A 13,095-nucleotide genomic window follows, 5' to 3' on the forward strand; every position below is an offset into this window, starting at 1 on the left:
TACAGTTTTCAAGCACAAAGAAGAAAAAGAAAGATTGCTATAAGTATGTCAATTCATTGGGTCACAAGAAATATCAGGCTCCCGTTCTGGATAGGTGAGATTTGTCTGTTCAGAAAATCCTTTAAATTAAAAGCGGCCAATATTGATTTTACTAATATTCTACCTGAAAATATTCAGGAAATTATTCCCCGACATCCGATTGATGATACAGACGGCTTTATGCTTTATTCAGCGCCCATGAATGAAAACCATAAAATACTCTGGAAGAATGATGCTTATATTTTTTATGTTCAGCAATCATTTCATCGTTATTTCATAAATCTGGATGTGGACTATGAAGATTATATGCAGCAGTTCTCTTCAAAAACCAGATCAACTTTCCGCCGCAAAGTTCGTAAATTCGAAGAGGAAAGTGGTGGTTCTATAGACTGGCGCATTTATAGATCACCTGAGGAAATGCAGGAATTTCATAAAATAGCCCGTGAAATTTCAAAAGAGACATATCAGGAAAAATTACTCAATGCAGGGCTTCCTGATGATGATGGTTTTTATAAACATATGATGCAGCATGCCGAACGGGGTACTGCATATGGTTTTCTATTATATTTGAACGGAGAAGCTGTCAGTTATCTTTATAGTCCCATTTATGATGGCCGCATGATTTATGACCATCTTGGATATCTGCCGGAACAATCTAAACTTTCTCCTGGAATTGTGTTGTTTTTGCTGGTTCTTGAATATTTATTCGAAACCAAACCCAACTCAATTTTTGATTTCACTGAAGGGCAATCTGAACAGAAGAAACAGTTTTCAACCAATTCGATTTATTGTGCAAATCTGCTTTGTATTGAAAATAAATTTTCAAACTATTTTTGGCTATGGCTTAATAACACAATAAACCATCTGTCCGATAAAGTAGCCGCCATGCTTGATAAAATTGGCTTAAAAGACACTATCAAGAAATTACTACGGCGGTAATTAATAAGACCAGAGAGTATCATTTAGTTTATTGTGAAGTTTCCGACCGATCATATAGTAGCTTGGGATTTCCATCAGGTTCTGATCAACGGGTCCTTTTTCCAGCCAACTTGCTGCATTGCTGCCAAAATCTGCAGAAACAAAGTCCTGATCATGTTCTGCAATAAACCTGCACAGTTTTTCCAGCCTGACTTGATTAACTCTATTTCGGGTCATTTTGCTAAAACGGGCATCAGTCCGTTTAATAAACTCAAATGGGTGGGTAAGGATAACAATATTTTTTATCGCTTCTTTTCTCGCTTTCTTAAGTAGATATTTCATCTCCGGCCATGAGCAACTCGTTATTTGCAGTGATTTTATATTCTTTTTACCCAAAAAGTTAGCATCCTGATAGCTAAACACCGGTAATTCCATCACGCCATTGATCAAATGCCTCCCACCAAATAACTGAAGTTCTTTTTCATCTGGCATATTCACGCCAAGCGCAATATTGGAAGACAGGGGAATATTCAAATCTTTCATGACTTTGTAAATATTTAAATCCGCCACCAGACTTCCCGTGCGTAAGGCGTCCGGTTTTTTTCCTGTCCATTTCGTGAAAACATCAATACAAAGTTCAAATATTTTTTTAAGTTCATCATACTCCCGTCCCTGACAACTGTCATTGATCGGGAATGTACCTATATTTCTATCTTTAATAAAGTTAAGCCAGCACGGATGAATATGTAATTGAGTATCCTGTCCCGCTTGAATAATGCGTCTAATCACATTTTTCATTGGGTTATCCCCAAAATAGAAATAATGTGCACATTCAACAAAAAAACTTGCCTTAAGTCCATATCTTTCAAAGGTTTCCAATAAGAAACCTACGCCATGCTCTTTACCTGCAATTTCACACAAAATTGCTTCTTCCGCAATTGGCTTGTTTTTACCCGGATCAGCAAAGGCCCCTGCGATACTACATTCCGTATCTATGGTTATAGTTATTTCTGTCGGTTCCATCATGTTTCCGATATACACTTAAAGGTCTTTAAAAATCGTTATAATATAAGAAGTATCAATTTTTTCTCTATTTATAATTAGATACTCATCTATTTGTGCTTTTAATGTCCAGAACAAAAAAATAGGGCCGGAAAAACCGGCCCTATCTTTAAAATAAAATGGTTATTTATCAGAATGCATATTTCAGATCTAGATAACCATAGCGCCCTCTTGGACTATGAAGTGCACTCATGAAGCCGAAATCTTCATCAGCCAGAGGAGGGGCTGTTCCAAATATATTATTCAGACCTGCTTTAATACTAAAGCCTTCCAGTGATCCTTCCGTAAAGTCATATCCAACTGTCGCATTCACTGTTGTCCAGCTGTCAACTCTCCAATATATCGGATCACCATCAGGCCCGGGGATTGAAGCAGAAAGATCATTAACAGCACCGATATAATTTGCAAAGATGGTCGTTGTCCAGTTATCCTTAAACCAGCTCACACTTGCATTACCACGCAGCTTTGGACGATCATTCTGCTCCAGAAGGTTGCCGCCACCGACCACAGTAATATTTGGATCATTCAGCGCTAAAATCGGATCATAGAGAGGGCCTAATGATTGCTCCGCTTTAAGAAGACGACTGGCGCTCACTGTGAAGCGGAAATCACCAATCGAGGTATCATTAAGAGAGTAGATAACCTGTGCATCAATTCCCGATACCACCCTGTCGTCAAGGTTCATGTATGGGTTAAGGCTCTGATAAGCCTCACCAATTGGCGCAACCCCGGAACCGGCGAAGAATGCATTGACTTCAGGTGTAGGCGCTGAACGGATGATATTCGGATTTGGACCAAGGCCCAGTTTTCGCATAGCATAATCAAGCTTCAGGTTATCAATAACACTTACAATCCCAACGATTCCTGATTGTTTAATTCTCCAGTAATCTGCTGTAAGAGTAAGACCTTCAATAGCGGAAGGCTGCCAAACAGCACCGAATGAAATACTGCTTGTGTTTTCAGGCTTTAGCTGATCACTACCATAAGTCACACGGTCTGTTGATGTGTTATTGTAAAGATATCCTTGTATCGCATCCAATGTTGCATTGTTACAGTTAGCCAGACTATCTGTTAGTCCTTTTTGTACAGCCGCATCACAGAAATAATAATCCTGACGAGGGATCACAATAACCTGTTTTCCGGCTGAAGTTTGCGCCAGATTTGGTGCTTTAAATCCTAATGCCCATGAACCGCGGAACTGGAAGCCATCAACCGGATACCAAGAAGCCGCCACACGTGGCTTGATAACACTACCAACATCAGAGAAATCTTCATATCTGCCCGCAATTTGAACATTCAATTCTTTTACAAATGGAATATCCATATCTTCGCTTACAAGCGGAAGGATCAGTTCACTTGAAACCGAAAATACATTGCGATCCCCATAACTGTCAGAATTCGGGCTTGAGCCAACCACATCACTGTCTAATATTGAACCAAATGGATTAGGTAGATCATAAGGAATAACGCCGGTCATCCTGTCATCCCGATCATCCAGATATGTATGTCTGCGGAATTCTGCCCCAATCGCAAACCCGACATCACCCGCTGGCAATTCAAATAAAGCCGCGTTTGATAATTTTAAGTCGGCAAGCAACAATGATGTTTTTGAATAGCGATCAACCGTTATTGTATAACGATTAACAGTTGCTTCCGGGTTTGGAGTTTCATCAACAGCGTTGTCTGTATAGGCCCCCGCACCATTAAACGGATTATAGGCAAGTGGCGTATTAAGACCAAGTGTCTGAATAAACTCAGTCGCACTGATACGACCAGCACTACTGTCATCTGTTTCAGATTCAGAATAGACAAAAGCGGTATCAAAGTCCCAGTCACCAATTTCACCTTTTAACCCCTGAACAACTCTGAAACTTTCATCAATTACTGTCGTGATACGTTTTCTTTCCATTGTCAGCAGTCTAGTGCCAAACCGGCTGCCTAATGGAATGTCCAAACCCTCTGCAGGGACCTGATTAATATCGAGCCCCGGCAGACGGTTTGGATTGGGTTGTCCATTATCAAGAGTAATTTGTCCGAATGGGTTCCAGTAGTTACTGGCCGGAATCCAGAGCGGACTGTGAGAAAGTGGCCCAACGTTGCCTTTACCATAATCGTAAGTGCTTTTTGCTGTGTAATAGCCAAGCTCCGTATACATTTCCCAACCATTTTCAAATTCGGTTGTAATCATGCTGTACAGATTTATTCTTTTTGAAGCTGGAATCAGCTGCCGATCATAAGCACTGTTGTAACGAAGTGATGGATCTGTAACAGCTTTATCTGTCAAACAATAGTCAGTTGCACCAACCAAACTTGCCGTACAATTGCCAAGACTTGTCGGTTGAATACTGAACCGTCCGGTATCAGACGTAATCTGAACCCCATTTTGTGTAATTGGAATTCCCACTCCATCATGGGTCTGGGCAACATATACACCCCAAGGTGTCGCTGTAGAATCATTTCTGAAGTCCAGATCGCCCTCAAACGGCGTTCCCACCACGAGAGGACGTCTGTCGGTCTGTGCTGAATATTCACGTTCGCGAGCGTACATTGGGTCCCGTTCAAACCGGTTAACGCTGAAGACGATATGGGTCTTATCATTATTCACTCTAAAGCCTGCAATGGAGTTTAACGTTAATTCATCCATACCAGTTCCGAATGACTTACCGTAACGTGATGTCACTTCAAGCCCTTCGTAATCACTTCTAAGAACAGTATTGATAACACCGGCAACAGCATCAGTACCATAAATCGCAGAAGCACCGTCCCTTAGCACTTCAACGCGGTCTAGTCCCATAACGGGTATGGCATTCATGTTAACAGTGACTTCCGGTACATTCTGTTCATTAGGTTGAGCGCCCGGATGGTCAACAAGTCGTCTCCCGTTCATCAGCACCAGAGTGTTCCCTGCGCCTAATGTTCTTAAGTTTATACTTGCCACGTCACCCCGGGCAGAGTTAACACCATAATATTGCGAGTTACTCGAATTTCCGCCAAAAGTCATAGAACCTGCACTTGGCAATGTTCTGAACAGTTCGTCACCTGATGCCGCGCCAATTGCCTGAATATCTTCAGATTTCATTGAAGTAACAGGAAGTGTCCCTGTAACACGCGCCCCTTTAATTTGTGACCCTACAGCAACAATAACTTCGACTGGCATGGCGTCTGCCTGATCAGCCGTTTCGTCTGCTTGTGAAACTGCCAGATTTTCCTGATAGTCCTCTGCATAGGATATTTTTTGGAACCCTGCTTTATGTATGGGATTATTAGCCATTACCAGAATGGCTCCTGAAGAATCTTCTCGTATCGTCAGGTTAGATCCGCTTAAAAGCTGGTGCAGCGCATCTTCTCTAGTAGAAGAGCCGTAAATACCGTCTGTCCAGATGCCTTCCAACTGTTCATCTCGGTATATCAGCTGTACACCAGACTGATTAATATACTCATTAAGAGCTTCTTTTAAACTCCCTGCCTCAATATTAAAGTTTGTGATAGAATTGCTATTCTGGGCATAGCCTGAACTACCCAATGAAATAGCTATTACACTCACTCCGGCAATTAGAGATCGTTTAAAATTCTTCATTCTTTTTGACTTTAATTTCATGCTTTGTCCTCTCCTATTATCTCGGCATTCGTTGCTTTTGCCGCAATTTTTACCGATATTTTGCAAAACGATTATTCATCGTTCCTTATCAGGACGAACAAAACTTGTATTTCCTTCAAAATAAAAAAATTATGCCTCTATTGAGATTTTATCATTCAGGCGTGAGATGTGAAATCCAAATCCTTCTTCCAATAATCTTAAGAAACCTTCCAGATTATCTGATTTAAATCTTCCGCTCACCAACATTCTGGCAATCTTTTGATCTTTTATGACAAACTCAACTTTATGATAACGGCTGAATTCTTCAGCTGCTTCTTCCAGTGTTCTTTTATCCAGAACAATATATCCATGCCGCCAGCTGAGCTCTCTTTCTACTGCATCACGGCCTTTATTAAGAACCAGTAATGTACCATGTTCTGTTTTTGCAATATCTCCAGGCAGAATGACTGTTGGTGGAGCAGCATTCTTTGATGTTCCTTCACCAATTGCGACGCGTCCTTCCGTTACTGCGACCTCAATTTCACCCGCGTTTCTATAAACAGCAAATTTTGTCCCCAATACAGTAACTGTGTGATCTCCGGCAATGATTCTAAATGGCCTGTTTGCATCGTGTGAAACTTCAAAAAAAGCTTCCCCGCGATCCAGCCTGATGACGCGTTCATTTTTGGCCATTTGAACAGTAAATTTTGTGTCTGAATTTAATTCAACCGTTGAGCCATCTATAAGTGGAACAACTTCATGTCCCCCCTTTGCCGTCTGGTACGTTTTTGCATCCTGACCACTTTCAAAAGTTCTGAACCCAATCAGTAAAACAATAAGCAAGCAAGCTGCCGCAAGTAATCCACCAACCTTTTTATAATTTGGCTTGCTATCAGATTGATCATTAGTCAATTTAACTTCAGGTTTGGAGTGCGGTGATTTTAAAGCACTCATACGACCCGTACGTTTCCAGATTGACAATAATCGCAACAGGGCAACCCTGTTCGTAATTGATTTTTCCAACCAGACTGAGAATTCTACATTATGACTTGCATAGTCATCTAAACAGACAGTTCGGTCGCCATAATGACTATCAATTCTGGCAAGCCATTTTGCAGCTTCCAATTCAACATTTTCGGCAGATGGAAGAGCTGAATTCTGTTCTGCTTTTCTCATATTTCTTCTCCTGCGTCGGCCTTGCGATTTATTTTAGAGTTAAATTTACACGCAGCAATTTCTGAAACAAATCTTAAGGCTTCACTAAGACGTAATACGCCCCTCTGTATATGTGCCTCAACGGCAGCTTCGGTAATCCCTAACTGATTTGCTGTTTCTTTTTGCGAATACCCCCAAACTCTACGCAATTCAACTACTTTCCGACAATTTCCTGGCAATGACTCAAGCGCGACCTGTAGATGCTTTAATTCCTGTCGCGATGATATCTGCTCTTCTATTCCTACTTCTTCATTTATAACATTTAATGCTTCTATATCCATAACGGCTTCAATTCGAACAACCTGCTCTCTTCTGATCATATCACATAGCAGATTTCGCGCAGTTGCAAAAATGAAAGATTTAATACGCATTGGCCGCTCTTTTTGAGCTGCCGCATATACTCTTGCCAGAACTTCCTGGCACAAATCATTTACTTCTGAGGAATTATCCTGCCAATTACGATATAAGAAGCGCATCAATGCCTGCTCATGCGGCAATACGCTATCCATAAACCACTCATCAAGGCTTTCTTTTCCATTATTCATTACCGCTCTTCACCTGTTTCAAATATAAAACCCCTAAGTCTAGTATAAGACGAAACTGTTGCAAAAATCCTTCACAAAAAAATAAATATATTTTTCTGTATTATTACAGTTCCTATTTATGCATAATTACTCTTATCTTAAGCAAGTAATATATAGTCAGCTCAATATCCGTACATTGACAATACAAAAAGTTTTTTGATAGGCTGATGGGCTATGGCAAAGGCTATATATAGATAACAACCTTTTACAAGGACAATGTTGCGTGAAAATAAGGTGGATATTTCTTCCTTTTTTAATAGTAGTTTTTCAAAATCAATCCGTTATCTCTGCAGAGTCACCGTGGACAGAGAAGAAACTGGGTAGTTTAAGCTTAAAAGCTGCGCAGGCAGCAAAAAACAGGAATTGGTCTGAAGCAATAATTTATTCAAAACAACTGCTTGAAGGGACCAAAGAAATTGAAAAACCAAATAGTACAAGATACATAAATTTCTTAAAAGATTTTAACAGGTATCATGATAAGGCAGGAAGACTGAATGAAGTTGCGTCAAGCGTAAAAGAGGCCTATTTCCTCTCTAAAGAAAACCTAGGCATCACACACCAACAACAAAAATGTGCCGGACATTATATTATAAATTACTTATATCCAATAAGAGTTATTCCGCCGCAATACCTTTGGTTCTTGAAAATATTTCTATTTTGAAAGAAGGACGTAACGATAATTACAAGCACCTACAATATTTAAAACAACTTTACTCATTATATGGCTTATCGGGACAGTTACAAAAAGAGGAGACAACACTCAAAGAATTCCTTTCCCTTAGCAAAACTTTTTATAACAGGTCAGATGAGGATAATATCAATGTCATTATTAACCTCGCCAATAATTATTGCCGACAAGGTAAGCTGGATGAATTTCAGCGCCTCGCTGACCAGTATAATTTAAAATATTTTTGTGAATGAGATTACGAGGGGTTGGATTTAGTGTCCGCTTCCGCTTTGCGGATCGCTCCATGACCTTAGTGCCTTATCGCGAGACACTGTCTCGCTGCGCCTGCGGCTGACACGATGGCCTTCTGGTTAGGAACCTGATTAATATATGATTAAAATATTGAAATTCTAACAACAATATAATTCAAAAAAATTATGTGCCAGAAAATGTGTTAGACTGAGTTTTCCGCGTTTTCTCAATGTGTATATCATAAATTAGTGAATACAGACCGCTTAGAACTGTTGAGACACATTTAGTTATCTTTTAGATATGCATTTGGTCAGTCACTCTTACTATACATGCTTTATTGAAACAACTCATTATTTCAATTTGATCAAACGAAAACGTTATGTTATAACTTTGCATTTTAAAGAAGCTATTCTATTTTACAATTTTAACCAAAACAGATTCATTGCATTAAAGAAGTTCTTCTCACTATCGACCCAACAACTGGATTTCCTAAACTAAGTACAATGCAAGCAGGCTCGAATATCACAAATGATTGAACCAATGGAAGGAGTAGTATAAATGGACCTAAACCCCAATGACCGACGATTACCCGTTACAGTGCTTTCCGGCTTTCTTGGTGCCGGAAAAACCACACTTATGAACCATGTGCTCAATAACCGTGAAGGTCATCGTGTTGCGGTTATCGTTAATGACATGAGCGAGGTAAATATCGATGCGGATCTAATTCGTAACGGCGGGGCAAATTTATCACGCACAGATGAGAAACTGGTGGAAATGACCAATGGCTGCATATGCTGTACGCTTAGGGACGATCTGCTCGCCGAAGTCAGACGATTGGCAGAAGAAGACCGGTTTGACTATCTGCTGATTGAATCCACCGGCATCTCTGAGCCTCTGCCTGTTGCAACCACGTTTGAGTTTCGTGACGAAGATGGTAATTGTTTGTCCGATGTTGCACGACTTGATACGATGGTAACAGTGGTAGATACGCTTAATCTCCTGAAAGATTATTCAAGCCATGATTTTTTAAAAGACCGCGGTGAAAGTTTAGGCGATGAAGATAACCGGTCTCTCGTCGATCTGCTTGTCGATCAAATTGAATTTGCCGACATTATCATTCTCAACAAATTTGCTGATGCCGGTGTGGAAAACCAGGATGCTGCCCGGAAAATTGTCATGTCGCTCAACCCCGACGCAGAGATTATCGAAACAGATTATAGCGCAGTACCACCTGACCGAATATTTAATACCGGCCTGTTTGATTTTGAGACCGCCCATGACCACCCCTTGTGGGTTAAGGAACTATACGGTTTTGCTGAACATAAGCCGGAAACCGATGAATATGGTGTTTCCTCATTTGTGTACCGGGCTAGACGACCATTTGATCCGCAGAAGATTCACGATCTCCTGACAAAGCAATTACCGGGTGTGATCCGCGCAAAAGGGCATTTTTGGGTCGCCACAAAACCCAACTGGGTTGCAGAATTTTCACTTGCAGGGGCATTGAGCAGTATCAAGCCGCTCGGAACATGGTGGGCTGCTGTACCAAAGTCTCGCTGGCCAGATAACCCGGAAGCTCTTGCCCATTTGAAAAAGTTCTGGAAAGAACCACACGGAGACAGGCGCCAGGAACTCGTTTTTATTGGGGCTGGAATGGATTCTGAAGGTCTGATAGCAGCACTCGACGATGCGTTGATCGACGAAGCCTGCGTCTATAAACAAAAGGATTGGATTGGCGCACCAGACCCTTTCCCCAATTGGGAGCGTGCTGATGAGGTTGAGCAATGATCCAGACTGCTCTTTCAAACCCAGTCCATGCTGATAGCATTATCGAAGGTGAGGAGGCTGATGTGCTGAACAATATCACATCGCCGGATTGTAGCATTGCCATTTACCTTAGGCAGCCTGAAGCAACTTTGCAGGAGTGGCTCGATACGATACCACCCGAAAAACTGCCAAAAGCACGTCTGACTTTGCAAAAGGATAAGGTCAAAGATGCGATGGTTACCGTGTTCAGTGAGTGCAGCATCGCCGATAACCCCAATAGTCAAATACTGGCTGAAGACATAAACTCTCTAGCTCAATTGTTCGCTAAAATAATGAAGACAAACTCGATAAACCTGCGCCTGGATGTTGTAAACGACAATGCCTGCAGGAAATTCCATCAGGACAATGTCGCCGCCCGCCTCTTGTGCAGTTATCGCGGAAGGGGTACAGAATATGGCATTTACAGCGCAACCCCCATGCCGGACGTGATCTACGAACTGCCAAAGCAGGCTGTTGGCATTTTCAAAGGTCGCCGCTGGACCCCGGCTCCTTCAACAGTCATTTATCACCGATCCCCACCGATCGAAGGCAGTGGCGAGACAAGGCTGCTTCTGGTTATTGACAAGGCCTCTTCTGAAAATAACTGCGATTGCTGCTAAAATCAGGAATTTGCCTTCGCTGCGTTGGATTTACCGTCGGTCGCTATGCTTCCTCCGTTGCCTACGGACTGGCGTCCTCCGGCCGAACCGGTTGGTTCATTCCTGACCCACCACAAAATAAAAAAGGGTCCCTGGTGGGACCCTCTTTTTATTTGGTTGCGGGGGTTGGATTTAGTGTTCGCTTCCGCTTTGCGGAATGCTCCATGACCTTCGCGCTTATCGCGAGACACTGTCTCGCTGCGCCTGCGGTTGACCCAACTTTTTCGTTAGTTCAAATCTGACCAACGCATACTAAAACACAAAAACCACCCCGGATTTGGGGTGGTTTTGATGTTTTGGTTGCGGGGGTTGGATTTGAACCAACGACCTTCAGGTTATGAGCCTGACGAGCTACCGGGCTGCTCCACCCCGCGTCAAGTAATTATATTTGGGCTTTGCCCGGTGAGCTATTTTGTCTTCCGCCTTCGCTTTGGCTCCGGCTAAATGGACTTTCTTTTCGCCCTATGGGCTCAAAGTGGCGGGCTGCTCCACCCCGCGTCATTTTAGTTTTATTCCCGGTGTCGCAGGCGACCCCATGGAATGAGCTCAGGGCTGCACCATAAATGGATAAATCCATCCCTAAGCCTAAGCGCAAGCCCATAACAGACTTACATTGGTGATTGAGGCCATAAAAATAACCTGAGCGCTCCGGACCCGTTTCACGGATAATAACATATTGATTTTTATTATCCACAAACAAAAAAACCGCCGTGTTTAGTGGCGGTATTTTGATTTTTGAGATTGTGAAGGGGTTCCTTTAACGGACCCCGGTATGACCTTGTCATCCCATGGGCTGCGCTCAAGGCTCTTTATCCTTAATAGATCTGGCAGCGACCTACTCTTCCGCGTCTTAGGACGAAGTACCATCGGCACAAGGACCTTTCACTTCCGGGTTCGGGATGGGACCGGGTGGGACAATCCTGTTATAACCACCAGATCAACTAAAGATAAAGAATGTCTAATTTAGGTTTGTTCCCGGAGTTACATCAGTAACTCCATGGTTCCGAAGGAGACGGAGCCAAGCGAGGACAAACGAGCTCAAGGCTGCCCCATTAAATGGCGCGCTTTGAGTGTGTAACAAGCATTATGTTAGAGATTTTTATAATTAAGCTCCAAGCCGAGGAGCCTGGTTTTAATTATGCCTCAATCGCCAGCGCTCGCGCTTAGGCTACCGCGCAAAAGTGCGCGGGACCCGGTCGGGTCCAGGTCGCCCATTCGGGCTCCCACTGAGGATTAATTTTATAAACCTTTGTTTCTTCTTATATTCTAATCTCTGTTCATGATGAGATATCAAGTCGATTGAGTAATTAGTACTGGTCAGCTTCATACATTACTGCACTTCCACATCCAGCCTATCAACGTGGTGGTCTTCCACGGCTCTTAAGGGAGAACTTATCTTGAGGGGGGTTTCCCGCTTAGATGCTTTCAGCGGTTATCCTGTCCACACATAGCTACCCTGCAATGCCGCTGGCGCGACAACAGGTCCACCAGAGGTGCGTCCATCCCGGTCCTCTCGTACTAGGGACAGATCCTCTCAATTCTCCTACGCCCACGGCAGATAGGGACCGAACTGTCTCACGACGTTCTAAACCCAGCTCACGTACCTCTTTAAATGGCGAACAGCCATACCCTTGGGACCTGCTCCAGCCCCAGGATGAGATGAGCCGACATCGAGGTGCCAAACAACGCCGTCGATATGGACTCTTGGGCGTCATCAGCCTGTTATCCCCGGCGTACCTTTTATCCGTTGAGCGATGGCCCTTCCACGCGGGACCACCGGATCACTATGACCGACTTTCGTCTCTGCTCGACTTGTCAGTCTCGCAGTCAGGCAGGCTTATGCCATTGCACTCTCACAGTTGATTTCCGACCAACCTGAGCCTACCATCGCGCGCCTCCGTTACTCTTTGGGAGGCGACCGCCCCAGTCAAACTACCCACCATAGAGGGTCCCAGACCCGGGTTCACGGGTCGTGGTTAGATAATAGACAGGTTAAGGGTGGTATTTCACAGGACGGCTCCACAGCTACTGGCGCAACTGCTTCAAAGCCTCCCACCTATTCTACACATAACATATCCATTATCACTCTAAAGCTATAGTAAAGGTGCACGGGGTCTTTCCGTCTAACCGCGGGTACCCCGCATCTTCACGGGGAATTCAATTTCACTGAGTCGATGTTGGAGACAGTGGGGAAGTCGTTACGCCATTCGTGCAGGTCGGAACTTACCCGACAAGGAATTTCGCTACCTTAGGACCGTTATAGTTACGGCCGCCGTTTACTGGGGCTTCAATTCAGTGCTTGCACACCTCCTTTTA

Annotated in this window: 10 protein-coding genes, 1 tRNA gene and 2 rRNA genes (1 of these 13 cut by a window edge); 5 read left to right on the forward strand and 8 right to left on the reverse strand. The window is 43.1% G+C overall.

Annotation, left to right across the window (positions count from 1 at the left end):
- Positions 1–45: 45 nt before the first annotated feature.
- Positions 46–978 (forward strand): GNAT family N-acetyltransferase, encoded by a 933-nt coding sequence (locus R3D86_05470; protein ID MEZ5757653.1) that lies wholly within the window; start codon positions 46–48, stop codon positions 976–978.
- On the opposite strand, the gene R3D86_05475 is transcribed toward R3D86_05470, so the two are convergent.
- From R3D86_05475 to R3D86_05490, 4 genes are all read right to left on the reverse strand, one after another.
- Positions 979–1,983 carry a hypothetical protein gene (locus R3D86_05475; protein ID MEZ5757654.1) on the reverse strand — a complete coding sequence of 335 codons (1,005 nt, stop codon included), beginning with the start codon at positions 1,981–1,983 and terminating at the stop codon, positions 979–981.
- A gap of 166 nt (positions 1,984–2,149) precedes the next feature.
- Positions 2,150–5,617 carry a TonB-dependent receptor gene (locus R3D86_05480; GenBank protein ID MEZ5757655.1) on the reverse strand — a complete coding sequence of 1,156 codons (3,468 nt, stop codon included), beginning with the start codon at positions 5,615–5,617 and terminating at the stop codon, positions 2,150–2,152.
- A gap of 129 nt (positions 5,618–5,746) precedes the next feature.
- Complete coding sequence (locus R3D86_05485) at positions 5,747–6,772, reverse strand: FecR domain-containing protein (protein MEZ5757656.1); 1,026 nt, start codon at positions 6,770–6,772, stop codon at positions 5,747–5,749.
- Positions 6,769–7,356, reverse strand: coding sequence for an RNA polymerase sigma factor (locus R3D86_05490; protein ID MEZ5757657.1), 588 nt, complete (start codon positions 7,354–7,356; stop codon positions 6,769–6,771). The genes R3D86_05485 and R3D86_05490 overlap by 4 nt, the downstream gene beginning before the upstream one ends.
- A 262-nt stretch (positions 7,357–7,618) precedes the next feature.
- Between R3D86_05490 and R3D86_05495 the strand changes: the two genes are divergently transcribed.
- The 4 genes from R3D86_05495 (at position 7,619) to R3D86_05510 (ending at position 11,021) form a co-directional block, all read left to right on the forward strand.
- Complete coding sequence (locus tag R3D86_05495; GenBank protein MEZ5757658.1) at positions 7,619–8,056, forward strand: hypothetical protein; 438 nt, start codon at positions 7,619–7,621, stop codon at positions 8,054–8,056.
- A gap of 816 nt (positions 8,057–8,872) precedes the next feature.
- Complete coding sequence (gene zigA, locus R3D86_05500; protein MEZ5757659.1) at positions 8,873–10,102, forward strand: zinc metallochaperone GTPase ZigA; 1,230 nt, start codon at positions 8,873–8,875, stop codon at positions 10,100–10,102.
- The gene (locus tag R3D86_05505) at positions 10,099–10,740 is read left to right on the forward strand and encodes a DUF1826 domain-containing protein (GenBank protein MEZ5757660.1); all 642 of its coding nucleotides are present in this window, start codon (positions 10,099–10,101) and stop codon (positions 10,738–10,740) included. The genes zigA and R3D86_05505 overlap by 4 nt, the downstream gene beginning before the upstream one ends.
- The gene (locus tag R3D86_05510; protein ID MEZ5757661.1) at positions 10,731–11,021 is read left to right on the forward strand and encodes a hypothetical protein; all 291 of its coding nucleotides are present in this window, start codon (positions 10,731–10,733) and stop codon (positions 11,019–11,021) included. The genes R3D86_05505 and R3D86_05510 overlap by 10 nt, the downstream gene beginning before the upstream one ends.
- A 55-nt stretch (positions 11,022–11,076) precedes the next feature.
- Here R3D86_05510 and R3D86_05515 read toward each other — a convergent pair.
- The 4 genes from R3D86_05515 to R3D86_05530 all read right to left on the reverse strand — a co-directional run.
- Positions 11,077–11,153: transfer RNA gene (locus R3D86_05515), tRNA-Met, on the reverse strand.
- A gap of 8 nt (positions 11,154–11,161) precedes the next feature.
- On the reverse strand, positions 11,162–11,479 hold the full coding sequence (locus R3D86_05520) for a hypothetical protein (protein ID MEZ5757662.1): 318 nt from the start codon (positions 11,477–11,479) through the stop codon (positions 11,162–11,164).
- A gap of 122 nt (positions 11,480–11,601) precedes the next feature.
- Positions 11,602–11,716 (reverse strand): 5S ribosomal RNA (rrf, locus tag R3D86_05525).
- Positions 11,717–12,065: 349 nt separating this feature from the next.
- A 23S ribosomal RNA gene (locus tag R3D86_05530) occupies positions 12,066–13,095 on the reverse strand (it continues 1,722 nt past the right edge of the window).

The sequence above is a fragment of the Emcibacteraceae bacterium genome (assembly GCA_041396985.1).
Lineage (GTDB): Bacteria > Pseudomonadota > Alphaproteobacteria > Sphingomonadales > Emcibacteraceae > Pseudemcibacter.